Origin of the sequence: Streptomyces flaveolus, from assembly GCF_000716535.1 — a bacterium.
GTDB classification, from domain to species: Bacteria; Actinomycetota; Actinomycetes; order Streptomycetales; family Streptomycetaceae; genus Streptomyces; species Streptomyces flaveolus_A.
In genome coordinates this window covers 279692-298696 of sequence record NZ_JNWV01000016.1, presented here as the reverse complement: position 1 = coordinate 298696, position 19005 = coordinate 279692, and the positions used below count along the sequence as shown (strand labels likewise).

The window sequence follows — 19005 nt, the reverse complement described above, 5'->3', positions numbered from 1 at the left end:
TACGAACCGAGTGCGGGTGCGGGAGCGCGTCAGAACCTGCGACCGGAGGAGTGCAGTGGCAGCCAACGACCGGGCAGCAGCTCCCGGCAAGGCCGGTGGGAGTGCCGGTTCCGATGGCCTGATGCGCGCCTCGCTGAGCGCCGTGGCACCCGGTACGGCCCTGCGTGACGGCCTGGAGCGCGTCCTGCGCGGCAACACCGGCGGGCTCATCGTCCTCGGCTCGGACAAGACGGTCGAGGCGATGTGCACGGGCGGTTTCGTGCTGGACGTCGAGTTCACCGCGACCCGGCTGCGCGAGCTGTGCAAGCTGGACGGCGGCATCGTGCTGTCGTCGGACCTGTCGAAGATCCTGCGCGCGGGCGTCCAGCTCGTCCCGGACCCGACGATCCCGACGGAGGAGACGGGCACGCGGCACCGCACGGCGGACCGCGTCAGCAAGCAGGTCGGCTTCCCGGTGGTCTCCGTCTCCCAGTCGATGCGGCTGATCGCTCTCTACGTGGACGGTCAGCGGCGCGTCCTGGAGGACTCGGCGGCGATCCTGTCCCGGGCGAACCAGGCACTGGCGACCCTGGAGCGGTACAAGCTCCGGCTGGACGAGGTCGCGGGCACGCTGTCGGCGCTGGAGATCGAGGACCTGGTCACGGTGCGGGACGTATCGGCGGTCGCGCAGCGGCTGGAGATGGTCCGCCGCATCGCCACCGAGATCGCCGAGTACGTGGTCGAGCTGGGCACGGACGGCCGTCTTCTCGCCCTCCAGCTCGAGGAGTTGATCGCCGGGGTCGAACCCGACCGCTCGCTGGTCGTCCGCGACTACGTCCCCGAGCCGACGGCGAAGCGGTCCCGCACGGTCGACGAGGCGCTGGCCGAGCTGGACGCGCTGACCCACGCGGAGCTGCTCGAACTCGGCACGGTCGCGCGGGCGCTGGGCTACACGGGGTCTCCCGAGACCCTCGACTCGGCGGTGTCCCCGCGCGGGTTCCGGCTGCTGGCCAAGGTGCCGCGGCTGCCGGGCGCCATCATCGACCGGCTGGTGGAGCATTTCGGGGGCCTGCAGAAGCTGCTCGCCGCGAGCGTCGACGACCTGCAGACCGTGGACGGTGTCGGCGAGGCCCGCGCGCGGAGCGTGCGGGAGGGCCTGTCACGCCTGGCGGAGTCGTCGATCCTGGAGCGCTACGTCTGAGGTGCGGCCGGGCGCCCGAGAGCTCGGGGCCGGGGGGCCGTACGGCGGCTGCGGCTGTGTGGGCGGCATTCGCGCACAGCCACGACGTGCCGGCAGCCGACGACGCACCGCGCCGCCCCGTCCTCAGTCGGCCGACAGCACGAACGACGCCTGTGCCTTTCCGAAGCCCGGGGTCTTGGCCTCCAGCAGGTAGGTGCCCGGCTTCGCCGAACCCCCGGAGGGCGTCGCGCAGTGGGCCGCGCTCGGCTTGCGGTCCCACTTCACGGTGTAGGTGATGCTCTGGCCGGCGGGCACCCGGAACACCAGGCTGCCCGCGCCCTTGGGACAGTCGGCCGACGACCACAACGTGTCGTCGCCATCGGCCGGCGTGACCGTCAACACCGCGTTCTTCGGACCCAGATCGACCTTGCAGTCGGCCGACGAGCTGTTCTTCGCGGTGAGTTCGAACGTCGGCGTCTGGTCCGGCGAATAGGAGTTGTGCACGCTGCGCAGGCTCAACGCCACCGCTCCGGCCGTGCAGTTGGGAAGCGTGGAGGACGCCGGGAGCGTGTCGCCCGTACCGACGCCGCCGCCACCGGACGCCGCATTCGAACCCGAGCCGCCACCGGCGCCCGAGGAGCCGTCGGCCGAACCGCCGTCCCCACCGTCCCCGCCGGAGGCGGAACCGGAGCCGGAACCCGAACCGGAGCCGCTGGAGTCCCCGCCGCCCGACTCGTCGCGGCCGCCGGGGCGTTGGCTGATGGCGGGACCGGACGAGCTCGGCCCTGGCGTGATGGTGTGCGTGGGGTTCTTGCCGTTGGACCCGTCGGCGTTCTTCTTGCCGCCCCCGCCGCCGGCGGTGACGATCCATGTGATCACCAGCGCCAACAGGGCGACCACGGACAGCAGTACGGCCCTCCGACGCCAGTAGATGGAGGAGGGAAGCGGCCCGACCGGATTGCGCAGAGATCCCACGGCGCAAACTGTACGAGAGATCGTCGCGCTTGCTTGCGCCACCCGCCGCGCCGGCGCCAACTTTTCCGGATCATCATCCCGGCAACTGCCGCGGGCGACGCGGTTCTTCATGTTCCGCCACGCTCGGTGACCGTGCCGTCACCCATCAGGCCCGCCAACCCGTGGCAGGATCGGAAGGGCCATGACTGAGATGCTGCACGCCCCCGTGATCGCCTGGTTCGACACCCACGCCCGAGACCTCCCCTGGCGCCGCCCGGAGGCGGGCCCGTGGGGCGTGATGGTCAGCGAGTTCATGCTCCAGCAGACTCCGGTGAACCGGGTGCTGCCCGTCTACGAGGAGTGGCTGGCCCGCTGGCCGCGTCCCGCCGACCTGGCGAAGGAGGCGCCCGGTGAGGCGGTGCGCGCCTGGGGCCGGCTCGGCTATCCGCGCCGCGCCCTGCGCCTGCACGGCGCCGCGGTCGCCATAACGGAGCGGCACGGCGGTGACGTACCGACGGATCACGCGCAACTGCTCGCGCTGCCCGGCATCGGTGAGTACACGGCCGCCGCGGTGGCCTCGTTCGCGTACGGGCAGCGGCACGCGGTGCTGGACACCAATGTGCGCCGGGTACTGGCGCGGGCGGTGACCGGCGTGCAGTACCCGCCGAACGCGACCACGGCCGCCGAACGGCGCCTGGCGCGGGAGCTGCTGCCGGAGGACGAGCGGACCGCCGCCCGGTGGGCCGCCGCCTCCATGGAGCTGGGCGCGCTGGTGTGCACGGCGAAGAACGAGGGGTGCCCGCGGTGTCCGATCGCCGCACAGTGCGCCTGGCGGCTCGCGGGCAAGCCGGAGCACGCGGGTCCGCCGCGCCGCGGGCAGACGTACGCCGGTACGGACCGGCAGGTGCGCGGCAAGCTGCTGGCCGTGCTGCGGGAGGCGCACGCGCCGGTGCCGCAGGCGGTGCTGGACCGGGTGTGGCACGAGCCGGTGCAGCGGGCGCGCGCGCTCGACGGGCTCGTCGCGGACGGTCTGGTGGAGCCGCTTCCGGGCGGTCTCTATCGGCTGCCGCTCGGCTGACACACAGCCACATCACAACCGCCCGGCGTCCGTTACAAGGATTCAGGCCCGGCAAATCACCCCATACCGCCACAAACTTGCCGCGCGCCTTACCCCTTCCCCCTGTCCGTTACACAACCGACGGATAGCCGATTGCCAGCCGCAGGCTGGTCCGCACAGCCTCGTGACAACCACTCCGTAGCTTCTTCTCCGTGCCCGGCGGACCACCGGGCGCGGGGAGAGCGGAACTTCGGGCAAGAGCCGGAAGCACAACGGGGAACGGAGGCGGTTGATCATGGCGCAGGGCGAGGTGCTCGAATTCGAGGAGTACGTCCGCAGCCGGCAGGACGCGCTGCTGCGCAGCGCCCGTCGGCTGGTCCCGGACCCGGTCGACGCCCAGGACCTGCTGCAGACGGCGCTGGTGCGGACGTACGGCCGCTGGGAGGGCATCGCCGACAAGCGGCTCGCCGACGCCTATCTGCGCCGGGTCATGATCAACACGCGGACCGAGTGGTGGCGGGCGCGCAAGCTGGAGGAGGTGCCGACCGAGCAGCTGCCGGACGCCTCCGTGGAGGACTCGACCGAACAGCACGCCGACCGGGCCCTGCTGATGGACGTCATGAAGGTGCTCGCACCGAAGCAGCGCAGTGTCGTCGTGCTGCGACACTGGGAGCAGATGTCCACTGAGGAGACGGCCGCTGCCCTCGGCATGTCGGCCGGTACGGTCAAGAGCACGCTGCACCGGGCGCTCGCCCGGCTCCGTGAGGAGCTGGAGGCCCGCGATCTGGACGCACGCGCGCTGGAGCGTGAGGAGCGGGAGCGTTGCGCGGCCTGACCGGGGCCGGGCCCGACCGGGCCCGAGGCAGTACACAGGCGGTGATCGCGGTGGGGGCCGCGCTCGCCGCCCCCGCCCTTTTCCTCGCCGCGTGCGGCAGCGGGGGCACGGGCGCGCGGGACGAGGGCCCGGCACACGCCTCCGCGGTGGCCGGGGCCGTCGCCTCCCCCTCCCCCAGCCCGTCCGAGAAGTACCGGCGGGTGGACCCCGTGGCACTGATCAAGAGCGACCCCGAGGTGTCGCCGGCGGTCAAGCGGGAGCTGCAACCGTGCAACGGCGACGAGTACCCGGTCGACGTCTCCTACGGCAATCTGACCGGAGCCCCGGTGGACGACGTCGTCGTCAATGTGCTGACCTGCGCCGACGCGGTCGGCATCGGCTCGTACGTGTACCGGGACGACGACGGCTCGTTCAAGAACGTCTTCAAGAGCGAGGAGTCCCCGGTCTACGCGGAGATCGACCAGGGCGTCCTGTCGGTGACCAGGCAGTACTACGAGAAGGGTGACCCGATCTCCAGCCCGTCCGGCGAGATCGTGACCCCGTACACCTGGAAGGCGGGACGGTTCGCCCAGGGCAAGCCCACGCGCAACGAGTACAGCAAGTCCGCCGGCGGGGGCCCGACCCCCGTACCGGACGGCTGATCGCCCCGCCCCCGCACACCTGACCGCCACACCTACCCCACGAGGACTGAGAGCACCGGGATGGCAGACCAGACCCACGTCCTGTTCGTAGAGGACGACGACGTCATCCGCGAGGCCACCCAGCTCGCCCTGGAGCGGGACGGCTTCGCGGTCACCGCGATGCCCGACGGCCTGTCGGGCCTGGAGGCGTTCCGGGCCGACCGCCCCGACATCGCGCTGCTGGACGTCATGGTGCCGGGCCTCGACGGCGTCAGCCTGTGCCGCCGGATCCGGGACGAGTCGACCGTGCCGGTGATCATGCTGTCGGCGCGCGCCGACTCCATCGACGTCGTTCTGGGCCTCGAGGCGGGCGCCGACGACTATGTGACCAAGCCCTTCGACGGTGCCGTGCTGGTCGCCCGGATCCGCGCGGTGCTGCGCCGCTTCGGGCACGCAGGCGGATCCGCGCAGGCGGAGGAGGCCGCGTCGACGGCCGGCGGCGGCACGCTCGCCTTCGGGGACCTGGAGATCGACACCGACGGCATGGAGGTGCGCCGGGCCGGGCAGCCGGTGGCGCTGACGCCGACCGAGATGCGGCTGCTGCTGGAGTTCTCCGCCGCCCCGGGTACCGTGCTCTCCCGCGACAAGCTGCTGGAGCGGGTGTGGGACTACGGCTGGGGCGGCGACACCCGGGTCGTGGACGTGCACGTGCAGCGGCTGCGGCAGAAGATCGGCCAGGACCGGATCGAGACGGTCCGCGGCTTCGGCTACAAGCTGAAGGCCTGAGCGGAGCGGCGGCATGCGGGGGATTCTGCGGCATCCGGTCCGGCGCATGGAGCGCGCGGGCCTGCGCACCGGGCTCAGGTGGAAGGTCAGCGCGGCCATCGCGCTGGTGGCCGGGCTGGTGGCGATCGTACTGAGCCTGGTCGTGCACAACGCGGCCCGCGTCTCGATGCTGGACAACGCGCGCGAACTGGCCAACGACCGGGTCCTGATGGCCCAGCGCAACTACGAGCTGAACCGGGGGCCGGTCTTCCCCTACGTCAGGGTCGACGACCCGGAGCTGCCCGCCGCGCTGCGCGAGAAGGTCGAGCGGGGCCGCCGGGCGAGCGATGTCTCCGAGCACCACGGGGTGGCGGACATCTGGGCGGCCGTACCGGTCAAGGACGGGCACGTGCTGTCCCTGCACAGTCATCTGCCCGACCGCAGCACCGACATGCTGCAGGACCTGGACCAGGCCCTGCTCATCGGCTCGGTCGCGGTCGTGCTCGGCGGCAGCGCGCTGGGCGTGCTGATCGGCGGGCAGCTGTCCCGTCGGCTGCGCAAGGCGGCGGCCGCCGCGAACCAGGCCGCGGCCGGCGAGACCGACGTCCGGGTGCAGGAGGCCATCGGCGGGGTCGTACGCGACGAGACCGATGAGCTGGCGCGCGCGGTGGACGCCATGGCGGACGCGCTGCGGCAGCGCCTGGAGGCCGAGCGGCGGGTCACCGCCGACATCGCGCACGAGTTGCGCACCCCGGTGACGGGTCTGCTGACGGCCGCCGAGCTGCTGCCGCCCGGCCGGCCCACGGAGCTGGTCCTGGACCGGGCCAAGGCCATGCGCACCCTGGTCGAGGACGTCCTGGAGGTGGCCCGGCTGGACGGGGCCTCGGAGCGGGCGGAGCTGCAGGACATCATGCTCGGCGAGTTCGTCGCGCGCCGGGTGGCGGCCAAGGATCCGGACATCGCCGTACGGGTGGTGCACGAGTCGGAGGTCACCACCGACCCGCGGCGGCTGGAGCGGGTGTTGTTCAACCTGCTCGCCAACGCCGCCCGGCACGGCCGGCCACCGATCGAGGTCACCGTGGAGGGACGGGTCATCCGGGTGCGCGACCACGGACCGGGCTTCCCGGACGAGTTGCTCGCCGAGGGGCCGAGCCGGTTCCGCACCGGGAGCAAGGACCGCGCCGGGCAGGGTCACGGCCTCGGCCTGACCATCGCGGCGGGGCAGGCGCGCGTGCTCGGCGCACGGCTGACGTTCCGCAACGTACGGCCCGCGGGGGCGCCCGCCGGGGTTCCCGCGGAGGGCGCGGTGGCCGTCCTGTGGCTGCCGGAGCACGCCCCGACCAACACGGGCAGCTATCCGATGCCGCCCGCGTCCGGCGGCGCCTCGGTGCCGCAGGCGGGAGCCGTTCGCCGCGCGGCCCGGGACATGTGAGGGTTCACCGCTCGCCGAGGGGACCGGGCCTTGAGGCTCAGCGCTGAGACCCGGCCGGCCGCGGCGCCCCTCCCGCCACCGCACCGGGGTGCTCAGGTCGTCGCCACCACCAGCTCCTCCGCTCGCGACGGCCGCAGCCCGTCCGGTCGGCCGGCGAAGTAGCGGCGGGTGAGTTCCTCCGCCGGTACGTGGCGGGCGTCGCGGAAGCCGGCCTCGCGGATCAGGGCCACCATCCGCTGGGGCGTGAAGCAGCTGAGGAACGGGGTGCCGGACGCGCGCGCACCCCGCTCCGCCGCCTCGTGGAAGGGCCGCAGCTCGGGCTCGACGTCCTCGGCCGGCCGCAGGAACGTGGTGGCGAGCGTGGAGCCCGGCGCGAGCGTCGCGACCTGCCGGAAGCTCGCGGTGACGGCGTCCCGCGTGAGGTACATGGTCACGCCGGTGCAGGCCACGACCACCGGGCGGCCCGGGTCGAGACCGGCCGCGAGCAGCCGCCCCCACCAGTCCCCCTCGAAGTCGACCGGCACCAGCCGCAGCCAGTCGGGCACCTCGTGGCCGAGCGCGGCGAGCCGGCGCCGCTTCCACTCCTGCGGACCGGGCCGGTCCGCCTCGAACACCCGCAGCCTCGCGGCGATCTCCGGCCGGCGCTGGGCGAACGTGTCCAGCCCGGCGCCGAGGACGACGTACTGGTCGACGCCCCGCGCGGCCTGCTCCACGACGAGGTCCTCGACGAACCGGGCGCGGGCCGCGATGGACGCCCGCACGGGCCGGGTGTCCCGTTCGTCCATGTCGGGGCGGGACCGCCAGTCGTCGCCGGGATCCGCCAGGCGCAGCCCGAGCTCGTCCTCGATGACGTGCGGCGGCGGGTCGGCCTGGACGTGCAGCGCCCGCCACAGCGCGACCCGGACCGCCGTGTGGTCCGGCAGCACGGGCGGCCGCGCGGTCACCCGAAGTCCTTGGAGAAGTCCAGCTCCTCACTGCGCTCGGTCAGCGAGTACCAGTTGCCGCTGTCGTCGCGGAAGATCGCCTCGATGCCGTACGGCCGCTCCTTCGGCTCCTGGATGAACTCCACTCCGCGCTCCTTGAACGCCGCGTAGTCGCCCCGGCAGTCGTCCGTGTGGAACGCCCCGGCGCCCAGCACGCCCTTGGCGACCAGCTTCTTCATCGCCTCGGCGGACTCGGGGTCCAGACCGTCCAGGCTCATCAGCGCCAGCTCCAGACCGGGCTGGTCCTTGGCGCCGACGGTGATCCAGTGCATATGGCCCAGGGCGAGGTCGCTGCGCACTTCGAAGCCCAGCTTCTCGGTGAAGAAGGCCTTCGTCCGCTGCTGGTCGGTGGTCCACACGGTGCTGATGGCCAGGCCCTTGATCATGGCTGCGCTCTCCTGTCGCGAGGCTGCTGTTCCTGCTCGTCACCGTAGGCAGGACCGGGCGCGGCGCGCTTCTTCGATGTTGCGGTGTTGAAGCCGCCGGCCCAGAGCATGGCGTAGCAGCCGGGTATGAGGGCGGCGCCGCGGCCGACGTGCTTCGCCCGGTACTCGCTCGGGGTGAGGCCGGTACGGGCCTTGAAGCGGGCGGAGAACGTGCCGAGGCTGCTGAAGCCGACCAGGGTGCAGATCTCGGTCACCGAGAGGTTGGCGGTGCGCAGCATCTCCTCGGCGCGCTCGATCCGCCGGTGGGTGAGGTACTGGCCGGGCGTCTCGCCGTACGCCTCCTTGAAGGCGCGCAGGAAGTGGAACCGCGAGTACCCGGCGTGCGCCGCCACCAGGTCCAGGTCGAGGTCCGGGTCGGCCCAGTCCCGGTCCATGGCGTCCTTGGCCAGACGCAGGCGGCGGATCTTGTCCATGGGCCGATGGTGACACGGGGGTCTGACACCGGGGCCCGTGCGAGGAACGGCCGAAGGCCCCGGCGCTGTGGACACGCACCGGGGCCTTCGGGCTCAGGCAGATCTCAGACGGCCTCGACCATGGCCACCGGCGCTGCGTCGGCACCCTCCGTGTCAGCCTTCGGACCGCCCTTGAGCGGCACCTCCTTGACGAACAGCGCCGCGATCAGCACCAGCACCGAGATCCCGGCGCCGAGCAGGAAGGCGGAGTGCGTGCCCGAGGACACCGCGTGCTGGTACGCCTCGCGGGCCACCGCCGGGAGCTTCTCCAGGCTCTTCGCGTCGAGCTGCGCCGACTTCTCGGTGATGTTCTTGCCCAGCGCGCCGGCCCGCTCGGCCATGACGTCCTGGACCCGGTGGTTGAACAGGGCGCCCATGATGGCCACGCCGAAGGAGGAGCCGAGCGTACGGAACAGGGTGGTCGAGGAGGACGCCACGCCCATGTCCTTCATCTGGACGCTGTTCTGCGCGACCAGCATGGTGATCTGCATCAGGCAGCCCATGCCCGCGCCGACCACGGCCATGTAGACACCGGAGGTCAGCCGGGTCGTCTCGGTGTCCATCAGGGACAGCAGGTACAGGCCGACGGTCATCAGCACGCCGCCGACGATCGGGAAGATCTTGTACCGGCCGCTGTTGGTGGTGACCCGCCCGGCGACCATCGAGGTCACCAGCATCGCGCCGAGCATCGGCAGGAGCAGCAGTCCGGAGTTGGTGGCGGAGGCGCCCTGCACGGCCTGCTGGTACAGCGGCAGGAACAGGGTGGCGCCGAACATCACGAAGCCGGTGATGAAGCCGATGACCGACATCAGGGTGAAGTTGCGGCTCCGGAAGATGTGCAGCGGTACGACCGGCTCGGCGGCCTTGGTCTGCCAGAACACGAACCCGACCAGCGCGGCGACGCCGATGCCGGTCAGCTCCATGATCCGCGCGGAGGTCCAGGCGTACTCGGTGCCGCCCCAGGTGGTGACCAGCACGATGGAGGTGATGCCGACGGTCAGCAGCAGCACGCCCAGGTAGTCGATGCCCGCCTTGGAGCGCTTCTTCGGCAGGTGCAGCACGGCGGTGACGAGCGCGAGGGCGACCGCGCCGAGCGGCAGGTTGATGTAGAAGGCCCAGCGCCAGCCCCAGTTGTCGGTGATGGTGCCGCCGACCAGCGGGCCGCCGATCATCGCCAGCGCCATCACGCCGGCCATCATGCCCTGGTACTTGCCCCGCTCCCGCGGCGGGATCAGGTCGCCGATGATCGCCATGACGCCGACCATCAGACCGCCGGCACCGAGACCCTGCACGGCCCGGAACCCGATCAGCTGGCCCATGTCCTGGGCCATGCCGCTCAGTGCCGAGCCGAGGAGGAAGATCACGATCGAGCTGAGGAAGGCGCCCTTGCGCCCGAACATGTCGCCGATCTTGCCCCAGACGGGGGTGGAGGCCGCGGTGGCCAGGGTGTAGCCGGTGACGACCCAGGAAAGGTGCTCCAGGCCGCCCAGTTCACCCACGATCGTCGGCATCGCCGTGCCGACGATCATGTTGTCCAGCATCGCGAGCATCATCGCGATCATCAGTGCGAGCAGCACCACCCGCACACTCCGGGGCTGTTTGCCCTCGGCCTCGCTCTGGGGCTGTCCGCCCCCCGCTATGACACCTTCGACCGTGTCCGCCATCGTCTTCCCATTCCCCCTGCGGAAGCTACTTACTTGCCGCCCGGCTAGTTACTACACTGCGGAAGGTAGACCCGCTACTAGCCGGGCGTCAAGTAAGTTTCCGGGGGCGAGTTTCCGCGGGAGCGCGAGGAGTACGAGGATGGGCCTCACCATGGACGGCACCAAGCAGCAGCGCCGCGGCAACACCCGCCAGCGCATCCAGGACGTGGCGCTCGAACTCTTCGCGGAGCAGGGCTACGAGAAGACCTCCCTGCGGGAGATCGCCGAGCGTCTCGACGTCACGAAGGCGGCTCTGTACTACCACTTCAAGACGAAGGAAGAGATCATCGTCAGTCTCTTCGCGGATCTGACGAAGCCGATCGAGGACCTGATCGAGTGGGGCGGGCGGCAGCCGCACACCCTGGAGACCAAGCAGGAGATCGTCCGCCGCTACAGCGAGGCCCTGGCCGGCGCGGAACCGCTGTTCCGCTTCATGCAGGAGAACCAGGCGACGGTTCGGGAGCTGCGCATCGGCGACACGTTCAAGGACCGGATGCGCGGCCTGCGGGACATCCTCATCGATCCGGAGGCGGAGCTGGTCGACCAGGTCCGCTCGGTCAGCGCGATGTTCACGCTGCACGCCGGGATGTTCGTGATGCAGGACCTCGAAGGCGACTCCGAGAAGAAGCGCGAGGCCGTTCTCGAAGTCGCCTTGGACCTCGTCGCGCAAGCGCACGAGCACGCCCGCGAGAAGGACTAGGTCAGACCTTCACACCCTTGGCGCGCAGGAACGAGACCGGGTCGATACCGGAGCCGTAGTTCGGGGTCGTACGGATCTCGAAGTGCAGGTGCGGACCGGTGGAGTTGCCGGTGGAGCCGGAGAGCGCGATGTGCTGGCCGGTCCGGACGACCTGGCCGATCCGGACGTCGACGCGGGACAGGTGCGCGTACTGCGAGTAGGTGCCGTTGCCGTGCTTGATGACGATGGCGTTGCCGTACGCCGGGCCGTCACCGGCGCCGTTGGGGCCGGCCTTGACGACGGTGCCGCCGTGCGCGGCGACCACCTCGGTGCCGGTCGGCACGGCGAAGTCCTGGCCGCTGTGCTTGTGCGCCCAGTGGTTGCCGGCCTGCGCGAAGCCCGCCGAGAGCGCGTACTTCTTCACCGGGTCGACCCAGGAGCCGGCGGACGCGGTGGCGGCGCTCGCGACCCCGGTACCCAGCACGGCCGTGGCGCCGAGTCCGGCAGCCAGGACGGTCACACGGGCACGGAGCGAGGACGTACGGGAAGAGCGGGACGTGAAGCGCTGGAACATCTGGACCTCGTGAACTCGGGGAAACTTCCTGCCACCCGGCGTACGGACGTCCGTGGAGACGTTTCACCGGAGCGGCCATCCCTTGGTAACCGAGCACCCCATCAAGCCCAAAACGTCCCAAGTACGGCGTCAGGTAGTAGATGCCGCGCAAATACCCCCTTTCTTGACAGTCCCGACCCTTGGCCCCCACACCCCTGACGACGTCCTTCTCGGCGGCGAGCCCACAGGACAAAGTCCCTTTTGGTGAGCTTCGCCCCTTTTGCCTATCCGGCGCATCCCACTATCCCGGCTAGTACCGGACATTTCGCCTGTGCCCCATATCACCGGAACGCCTTGCCGGTAAATGAAGAAATGTGACGCAGGCCTCTAGGCACCTACCGCCCAGTAACCCTACGGTTCCCCTCGCGCCATCCTCGCCTCAGATCATGCCCCTGACATTCAGAGACGCGAGAGGACCCCCACCGATGACCAGACGCCCCTGGGCGCGCCGCATCTCCGTGACCGCCGTCTGCGTGGCCGCACTGGCCGTGCCGGCCGCTCCGGCGGCGATGGCCGCCCCGGCCGAGGCCGCGACCACGAGCACCTCCTCCGCCAAGGTCGACCACGCCACCTGGCAGAAGGACTGCCAGGCGGTCATGGACCAGGCCCTCCCGTACCTGAAGGACCGCATCGCCGCCGCCAGGCCCGGCGAGAAACAGGCGATCGTCTTCGACATCGACAACACCACGCTGGAGACCGACTTCGGCTTCAGCTACCCCCAGCCGGCCAACCGGCCCGTCCTGGACGTCGCCCGCTACGCCCAGGAGCACGGCGTCTCGCTCTTCTTCGTCACCGCCCGCCCCGGCGTCCTGTACTGGCCCACCGAGTACAACCTCGAACACGACGGCTACGACGTCTCCGGTCTCCACGTCCGCGGCCTGATCGACCTCTTCAAGGACGTCGCCGCCTACAAGACCGCCCAGCGCGTCGACATCGAGAACGACGGCTACACGATCATCGCGAACATCGGCAACAGCGCGACGGACCTGTCCGGCGGCCACGCGGAGAAGACCTTCAAACTGCCGGACTACGACGGACAGCTGTCGTAACCCGCACGGACCGCGCCGACGGGCGAGCCACTCGTCCGACTCCGGCCCCTGGCGCCCACCCCGGCCGGCGGCGGGGGCGCGTGCCGCAGAGCACCGGGGGCCCGGCTGCGCGGGCAGTCCCCGGGCACGGCGAGAGCGGCCCGGCCTACGCGCGCAACCCCCAGGCAAGGCGAGATCGGCCCGGCCTACGCGGGCAATTCCCGGGCACGGCGACGGCGGCCCGGCCTACGCAACCCCCAGGCACGGCGAGAGGGGCTCTGCCTCGACGCCGTCGACGCCCCCGGCGGTTGCGGCCGGGGGTTGTTCCGACGGCGTGAGGTCGGGACCGACGAGGCCCCGGCTGTCCTTCGGCGGTGCCCTGGTGCTCGGCGGCCGGCGCGCCCCGCGTGACTGCCGCCGTGCAGAGCGGGGGCGCCGCGGTCAGGACCGACGGCCGCCTGGCGCCACGACGCCCCGCTGCGCTCCGCCCCGGCGAGGAGGCGCCCCGGGGGCTCTGCGGCGCGCTGCCTCACGCGAGCGGCCTCGGGGGGCCCCGGTGTCCTTCTGCGGCCCCGACAAGGCGCTGAGAACGCCGAAGGGGCCGGTGCCCGAAGGCACCGGCCCCTGTATCCGGCTGAACCGCCGGGGCTGAGACTTATTCCTTGCTCAGGTTGGGCCCAGCCCCACCCGCGGCCTGCTCGATCGGCGGGACGTCCGGCAGTGCCGACTTCTCCTCACCCCGGAAGGTGAAGGTGGCGGCGTCGCCCTCGCCCTCGGTGTCCACGACCACGATGTGACCGGGGCGCAGCTCGCCGAAGAGGATCTTCTCCGAGAGCGTGTCCTCGATCTCGCGCTGGATCGTACGGCGCAGCGGCCGGGCGCCCAGCACCGGGTCGTAACCCTTCTTGGACAGCAGCTCCTTCGCGGACTGGGACAGCTCGATGCCCATGTCCCGGTCCTTCAGGCGCTCGTCCACCTTGCTGATCATCAGGTCGACGATCCGCAGGATGTCCTCCTGCGTCAGCTGCGGGAAGACGACCACGTCGTCGACGCGGTTGAGGAACTCGGGCCGGAAGTGCTGCTTCAGCTCGTCCGACACCTTGTTCTTCATGCGCTCGTAGTTGGTCTTCGTGTCACCCGCGGCGGCGAAGCCGAGGTTGAAGCCCTTGGAGATGTCCCGGGTGCCGAGGTTGGTCGTCATGATGATGACCGTGTTCTTGAAGTCCACGACCCGGCCCTGGGAGTCGGTCAGGCGACCGTCCTCCAGGATCTGCAGCAGCGAGTTGAAGATGTCCGGGTGGGCCTTCTCGACCTCGTCGAAGAGGACGACCGAGAACGGCTTGCGGCGCACCTTCTCCGTGAGCTGGCCGCCCTCCTCGTAGCCCACGTATCCGGGGGGCGAACCGAAGAGACGCGACACCGTGTGCTTCTCGCTGAACTCCGACATGTCGAGGGAGATCAGCGCGTCCTCGTCACCGAAGAGGAACTCGGCGAGCGCCTTGGACAGCTCGGTCTTACCGACACCGGACGGGCCGGCGAAGATGAACGAACCACCCGGACGCTTCGGGTCCTTCAGGCCCGCACGCGTACGACGGATCGCCTTCGACAGCGCCTTGACGGCGTCGTTCTGGCCGATGACCCGCTTGTGGAGCTCCTCCTCCATGCGGAGCAGGCGGGAGGACTCCTCCTCCGTGAGCTTGAAGACCGGGATGCCGGTGGCCGTGGCGAGGACCTCGGCGATCAGCTCGCCGTCCACCTCGGCGACGACGTCCATGTCGCCGGCCTTCCACTCCTTCTCCCGCTTCGCCTTGGCGGCCAGGAGCTGCTTCTCCTTGTCGCGCAGGGACGCGGCCTTCTCGAAGTCCTGCGAGTCGATCGCGGACTCCTTGTCCCGGCGGACGGCGGCGATCTTCTCGTCGAACTCGCGCAGGTCCGGCGGAGCGGTCATCCGGCGGATGCGCATCCGGGAACCGGCCTCGTCGATCAGGTCGATCGCCTTGTCCGGCAGGAAGCGGTCCGAGATGTACCGGTCGGCCAGGGTGGCCGCCTGCACCAGGGCCTCGTCCGTGATGGAGACGCGGTGGTGCGCCTCGTACCGGTCGCGCAGGCCCTTGAGGATCTCGATCGTGTGCGGCAGGGACGGCTCGGCGACCTGGATGGGCTGGAAGCGGCGCTCCAGGGCCGCGTCCTTCTCCAGGTGCTTGCGGTACTCGTCCAGGGTGGTCGCACCGATGGTCTGCAGCTCACCGCGGGCCAGCATCGGCTTCAGGATCGAGGCCGCGTCGATGGCGCCCTCGGCGGCACCCGCACCGACCAGCGTGTGCAGCTCGTCGATGAACAGGATGATGTCGCCGCGGGTGCGGATCTCCTTGAGCACCTTCTTGAGGCGCTCCTCGAAGTCACCGCGGTAGCGGGAGCCGGCGACCAGGGCGCCGAGGTCCAGCGTGTAGAGGTGCTTGTCCTTGAGCGTCTCGGGCACCTCGCCCTTGACGATCGCCTGGGCGAGGCCCTCGACGACGGCGGTCTTGCCGACGCCGGGCTCACCGATCAGCACCGGGTTGTTCTTCGTACGGCGGGACAGCACCTGCATGACCCGCTCGATCTCCTTCTCGCGCCCGATGACCGGGTCGAGCTTGGACTCACGAGCGGCCTGGGTGAGGTTCCGGCCGAACTGGTCCAGGACGAGAGAGGTCGAGGGGGTGCCCTCGGCCGGGCCGCCCGCGGCGGCGGTCTCCTTGCCCTGGTAACCGGAGAGCAGCTGGATGACCTGCTGCCGCACCCGGTTGAGGTCTGCGCCCAGCTTGACCAGGACCTGGGCGGCGACGCCCTCGCCCTCGCGGATCAGGCCGAGCAGGATGTGTTCCGTGCCGATGTAGTTGTGGCCCAGCTGAAGGGCCTCGCGGAGCGACAGCTCCAGGACCTTCTTGGCACGGGGGGTGAAGGGGATGTGCCCGGACGGGGCCTGCTGGCCCTGACCGATGATCTCCTCCACCTGCTGGCGGACCGCCTCAAGCGAAATGCCGAGGCTCTCCAGGGCCTTAGCGGCGACACCTTCGCCCTCGTGGATGAGACCCAGGAGGATGTGCTCGGTGCCGATGTAGTTGTGGTTGAGCATCCGGGCTTCTTCCTGAGCCAGGACGACAACCCGCCGCGCGCGGTCGGTGAACCTCTCGAACATCGTTAATCGCTCCTCAGAGCGGTCAGGCAGTGGGGGGAACTTCCCCTCCCTGTCCTTCCGCAGCTTAGTCCCGCAAGCGGGGACCGCTCATTCCAACTGCCGACACCGTCGATGGCCTCCTGACCCGTGACGCCGACATCTGCTCCAACCCGATGGTGCGAGACGATGTTCCCGCAGGCCAGGCAGTTACCCCAGTCGCCAGTACGCCGATGGCGAACGTGAGACGGCCTTTCCTGCGTGTCGCCCCCTCCCACTAGGCATGTCTTACCCGCGGGGACTGACACTCCATGCGGCGCGCACCGGTTCCCTCCGCTATGGGCGAACAACCTTGCGCCTCCCCGGGCCCCCACGCGCCCCCTCTTCCGGCACTCTGCGCAGTCGACAGGGCACCCAGCGTAACCCGAAGGGGGGTCCGGCTGTTGCTCCTGGCATGGTTGGCTCGGTCCCCATGACCTCCACGGTCCCCCTTCCCCGCCGGCCCGTCGATCCGGGCACCCCGGCCGCCGGTCTCCCCGCCGATCCGGACGCGCCGGCCCGGCACTGGTACGAGAACGATCTGGGCTGGCCGACCGTGCCCGGACGGCCGCTGCGGCTGCGTACGGGGGTGCGGTTCGACGTGCTGGACGTACCGGCCGAGGCGGGCGCTAAGGCGCTCCGGCATCTCGCGCCGGGCTCCCCGGTGGCCCTGTGGGGCGACCGGATGCGGCTACTGGTGGCCGCGGGCAGCGCGGAGGAGCTGCCCGGTCTGCTGGCCTGGCTGGAGTGGGGCGCGGTGGCCCTGGACCTACGCGTCCTCGGGGCGGGCGACACGATGGAGGCCCCGCCACCGCCCACGGGGACCCCCGCCGTAGGGCCTGAATCCGTGCAGGCCGGAATTTCGCGCGGGCGATCCGTACCGGGGGCCGCCGTGTGGCTGCGGCCCCCCGGTCCGGGACGCGAGGCCGCGGCCTCGCTGCCCGCCATGCCGGCCATGCCGGCGTCGCCCCCCGTGGGGCGCGAGGGGAGCGCCCCCGATCTCGTGCGACTGGTGGACACGGTGGCAGCGCAGTGTCACCGGGTCCGGCTGCGGCGCGCGCGCGCCGGGCATTCCGCCGACCGGCGGGATCAGCCGTTGGCCTTCTCGTAGGCCTCGCGGATGGACGCGGGAACGCGGCCGCGGTCGTTGACCTCGTAACCGTTCTCCTTCGCCCAGGCGCGGATCGCCGCGGTGTCCTGGTTGCCGCCGGAAGCGGCACGCGCCTTTCCACGCCCACCGGAAGCACGGCCGCCGGTACGACGCCCGCCCTTCACATAGGGCTCGAGAAGCGTGCGCAGCTTGTCCGCATTGGCAGTCGTGAGATCGATCTCGTACGTCTTGCCGTCCAGCGCGAACGTCACGGTCTCGTCCGCCTCGCCGCCGTCGAGGTCGTCGACAAGAAGGACCTGAACCTTCTGTGCCACCGCATTTCCTTTCATCGATAACGTTGAGGGCCAGGGGTGTGCGGCGTCCGCCGTTTCGCCGCCCCTGTTATATGCAGTACTGCAGTACGTCGGAAAGCAAACCGCTTTTGCCGGAAAAACACAAACCCCCGGGAGTGACTCAGCGGACCGCCCCGGTCCGGAAACATGCGCGTTTCGGACATAGGCCACCGGGGCAATGACGATCACAGATGCAGAAGCATCCGGCTGTTGCCCAAGGTGTTCGGCTTCACTCGTTCGAGACCGAGGAACTCGGCGACGCCCTCGTCATAGGAACGCAACAGCTCCGCGTACACATCGGTGTCGACCGGAGTCTCCCCGATCTCCACGAAGCCGTGCTTCCCGAAGAAGTCGACTTCGAAGGTGAGGCAGAAAACGCGTCGAACGCCGAGCCAGCGTGCGGTCTGGAGCAACTTCTCCAGCAACTGGTGACCGACGCCGGCGCCCTTGAGGCCGGGCTTCACCGCCAGTGTGCGAACTTCCGCGAGGTCCTCCCACATGACGTGCAGCGCTCCGCAGCCGACCACCTCGGCGTTGTCGTCGCGTTCGGCGACCCAGAACTCCTGGATGTCCTCGTAAAGCGTGACCGTGGCTTTGTCGAGCAGGATGCGGTCGCGGACGTAGGCGTCGAGGAGGCGGCGCACGGCGGGGACATCGCTGGTCCGGGCCCGGCGGACGGTGATGGCTTTTGCGGAGACTTCGGGACGCTCTGCTGACATGAGCGGACGCTATCGCCCGTCGGTGCCCTCCGGCGCGCCGGGGTTCTCCTCTTGCCGGGCTTGGCCGGGTTCCTGTTGGCGGGCTTCGGGCGCTTCCCTGGTTTCTTCCGGCCCCTGGACGATGCGTACGGCGTCCCTGAGGGCTTGGCGCTGTTCCTCGCTCATCATGCCGAAGAAGGCGACGAGAGCGGCTGCCGGGTTGTCGCTCTGCGACCAGGCGTCGTTCATGAGGGCGGCGGCGTACGCGGCTCGTGTCGACACGGCCTCATATCGATAGGCCCGTCCTTCGGCCTCGCGACGCACCCAGCCCTTCTGATGGAGATTGTCCAAAACGGTCATCACGGTGGTGTACGCGATGGTGCGTTCCTGCTGGAGATCTTCCAGGACTTCTCGAACGGTCACCGGGCGGTTCCACTTCCACACCCGCGTCATGACCGCGTCTTCGAGTTCTCCCAATGGGCGAGGCACAACTCAGAACAATAGTGGGAGAACCCGGCAATGGCGTGCCGGACGTGCACTAGGACCGCAAACGCGAACAAAAAGGGCGTACGACTCGGGTGGCGCCGGGGCGCGGGGAGTCGTACGCGAAGGGACGGCCAGGCTCGGCCGGAGCCGGCCGACGGACTCACCGGACGGCGTGGAGGCCGTGCCGAAGGCCTGTGACCTGCGGTGATCTGGTGCGCTCTGCCGCGGTCCGGTCAGGCGTCGCTGCCGGCGGAGGCCCCGCGAGCGCCCTCCGCGCGGGCGAGGGCGGCGTCGACGGCCGCGTCCTCCTTGGCCTTGGCGGCCCCGCCCTGGGTCTTCACGATCACCCTGACCACACCGATGAAGAACACGGCCATGACGACCGGGGGCACGAGCGCGGAGACGTAGTCCATGGCTCCAGGGTAGCCACGCCGGAACGCCTGGGAGGGGCGGGGCGCC

General features: G+C 70.5%; 20 protein-coding genes. 9 read left to right on the top strand and 11 right to left on the bottom strand.

The window, feature by feature from the left end:
• Positions 1 to 55 precede the first annotated feature (55 nt).
• A complete protein-coding gene (disA, locus tag OO52_RS19055) occupies positions 56 to 1180 on the top strand; it encodes a DNA integrity scanning diadenylate cyclase DisA (protein ID WP_030651574.1) in 1125 nt (374 codons plus the stop codon).
• A 123-nt stretch (positions 1181 to 1303) separates the two neighbouring features.
• Here disA and OO52_RS19050 read toward each other — a convergent pair whose 3' ends face one another.
• On the bottom strand, positions 1304 to 2134 hold the full coding sequence (locus tag OO52_RS19050) for a hypothetical protein (RefSeq protein WP_030651571.1): 831 nt from the start codon (positions 2132 to 2134) through the stop codon (positions 1304 to 1306).
• Positions 2135 to 2315: 181 nt separating this feature from the next.
• Between OO52_RS19050 and OO52_RS19045 the strand changes: the two genes are divergently transcribed.
• From OO52_RS19045 to cseC, 5 genes are all read left to right on the top strand, one after another.
• The gene (locus OO52_RS19045) at positions 2316 to 3191 is read left to right on the top strand and encodes an A/G-specific adenine glycosylase (protein ID WP_030651567.1); all 876 of its coding nucleotides are present in this window, start codon (positions 2316 to 2318) and stop codon (positions 3189 to 3191) included.
• A 274-nt stretch (positions 3192 to 3465) separates the two neighbouring features.
• Complete coding sequence (locus tag OO52_RS19040; RefSeq protein ID WP_014674153.1) at positions 3466 to 4005, top strand: SigE family RNA polymerase sigma factor; 540 nt, start codon at positions 3466 to 3468, stop codon at positions 4003 to 4005.
• A complete protein-coding gene (locus tag OO52_RS19035) occupies positions 3993 to 4646 on the top strand; it encodes a hypothetical protein (protein WP_030651564.1) in 654 nt (217 codons plus the stop codon). Before OO52_RS19040 ends, OO52_RS19035 begins: the two co-directional genes overlap by 13 nt.
• A gap of 60 nt (positions 4647 to 4706) precedes the next feature.
• Complete coding sequence (gene cseB / locus OO52_RS19030) at positions 4707 to 5411, top strand: two-component system response regulator CseB (RefSeq protein WP_030651555.1); 705 nt, start codon at positions 4707 to 4709, stop codon at positions 5409 to 5411.
• Between the two features lie 13 nt (positions 5412 to 5424).
• Entirely contained in the window at positions 5425 to 6822 is a 1398-nt protein-coding gene (cseC, locus tag OO52_RS19025; RefSeq protein ID WP_030651552.1) for a two-component system sensor histidine kinase CseC, read from the top strand.
• A gap of 92 nt (positions 6823 to 6914) precedes the next feature.
• On the opposite strand, the gene OO52_RS19020 is transcribed toward cseC, so the two are convergent.
• From OO52_RS19020 to OO52_RS19005, 4 genes are all read right to left on the bottom strand, one after another.
• Positions 6915 to 7766 (bottom strand): class I SAM-dependent methyltransferase, encoded by an 852-nt coding sequence (locus OO52_RS19020; protein WP_030651550.1) that lies wholly within the window; start codon positions 7764 to 7766, stop codon positions 6915 to 6917.
• A complete protein-coding gene (locus OO52_RS19015; protein WP_030651546.1) occupies positions 7763 to 8191 on the bottom strand; it encodes a VOC family protein in 429 nt (142 codons plus the stop codon). Before OO52_RS19015 ends, OO52_RS19020 begins: the two co-directional genes overlap by 4 nt.
• Positions 8188 to 8664, bottom strand: a complete 477-nt coding sequence (locus OO52_RS19010) for a helix-turn-helix transcriptional regulator (RefSeq protein ID WP_030651542.1) — start codon at positions 8662 to 8664, stop codon at positions 8188 to 8190. Before OO52_RS19010 ends, OO52_RS19015 begins: the two co-directional genes overlap by 4 nt.
• Positions 8665 to 8768: 104 nt before the next feature.
• The gene (locus OO52_RS19005) at positions 8769 to 10367 is read right to left on the bottom strand and encodes an MDR family MFS transporter (RefSeq protein ID WP_030651539.1); all 1599 of its coding nucleotides are present in this window, start codon (positions 10365 to 10367) and stop codon (positions 8769 to 8771) included.
• Positions 10368 to 10506: 139 nt separating this feature from the next.
• On the opposite strand from OO52_RS19005, the gene OO52_RS19000 reads away from it, so the two are divergent.
• Positions 10507 to 11106 carry a TetR/AcrR family transcriptional regulator gene (locus tag OO52_RS19000; protein WP_030651536.1) on the top strand — a complete coding sequence of 200 codons (600 nt, stop codon included), beginning with the start codon at positions 10507 to 10509 and terminating at the stop codon, positions 11104 to 11106.
• A gap of 1 nt (position 11107) precedes the next feature.
• On the opposite strand, the gene OO52_RS18995 is transcribed toward OO52_RS19000, so the two are convergent.
• Positions 11108 to 11659, bottom strand: coding sequence for a M23 family metallopeptidase (locus OO52_RS18995; RefSeq protein WP_030651533.1), 552 nt, complete (start codon positions 11657 to 11659; stop codon positions 11108 to 11110).
• A gap of 464 nt (positions 11660 to 12123) precedes the next feature.
• On the opposite strand from OO52_RS18995, the gene OO52_RS18990 reads away from it, so the two are divergent.
• Positions 12124 to 12747, top strand: a complete 624-nt coding sequence (locus OO52_RS18990) for an HAD family acid phosphatase (RefSeq protein ID WP_030651529.1) — start codon at positions 12124 to 12126, stop codon at positions 12745 to 12747.
• A gap of 634 nt (positions 12748 to 13381) precedes the next feature.
• Here the strand turns inward: OO52_RS18990 and OO52_RS18985 are convergent.
• Positions 13382 to 15904: an ATP-dependent Clp protease ATP-binding subunit gene (locus OO52_RS18985; protein ID WP_014674145.1), complete on the bottom strand. Its 2523-nt coding sequence runs from the start codon at positions 15902 to 15904 to the stop codon at positions 13382 to 13384.
• Positions 15905 to 16352: 448 nt separating this feature from the next.
• Here OO52_RS18985 and OO52_RS18980 point away from each other — a divergent pair, with 448 nt between their 5' ends.
• Complete coding sequence (locus OO52_RS18980; protein ID WP_234339613.1) at positions 16353 to 17030, top strand: SCO3374 family protein; 678 nt, start codon at positions 16353 to 16355, stop codon at positions 17028 to 17030.
• Here OO52_RS18980 and OO52_RS18975 read toward each other — a convergent pair.
• The 4 genes from OO52_RS18975 to OO52_RS18960 all read right to left on the bottom strand — a co-directional run bounded on the left by OO52_RS18975 (position 17009) and on the right by OO52_RS18960 (position 18959).
• Positions 17009 to 17344, bottom strand: coding sequence for a histone-like nucleoid-structuring protein Lsr2 (locus OO52_RS18975; RefSeq protein WP_030651523.1), 336 nt, complete (start codon positions 17342 to 17344; stop codon positions 17009 to 17011). The two genes, OO52_RS18980 and OO52_RS18975, sit on opposite strands and share 22 nt — an antisense overlap.
• A gap of 203 nt (positions 17345 to 17547) precedes the next feature.
• Positions 17548 to 18081, bottom strand: coding sequence for an amino-acid N-acetyltransferase (locus tag OO52_RS18970; RefSeq protein WP_030651520.1), 534 nt, complete (start codon positions 18079 to 18081; stop codon positions 17548 to 17550).
• A gap of 9 nt (positions 18082 to 18090) precedes the next feature.
• Positions 18091 to 18513 carry a BlaI/MecI/CopY family transcriptional regulator gene (locus tag OO52_RS18965; RefSeq protein WP_030651517.1) on the bottom strand — a complete coding sequence of 141 codons (423 nt, stop codon included), beginning with the start codon at positions 18511 to 18513 and terminating at the stop codon, positions 18091 to 18093.
• Positions 18514 to 18779: 266 nt separating this feature from the next.
• On the bottom strand, positions 18780 to 18959 hold the full coding sequence (locus OO52_RS18960) for a hypothetical protein (RefSeq protein WP_030651514.1): 180 nt from the start codon (positions 18957 to 18959) through the stop codon (positions 18780 to 18782).
• Between the last annotated feature and the right edge of the window lie 46 nt (positions 18960 to 19005).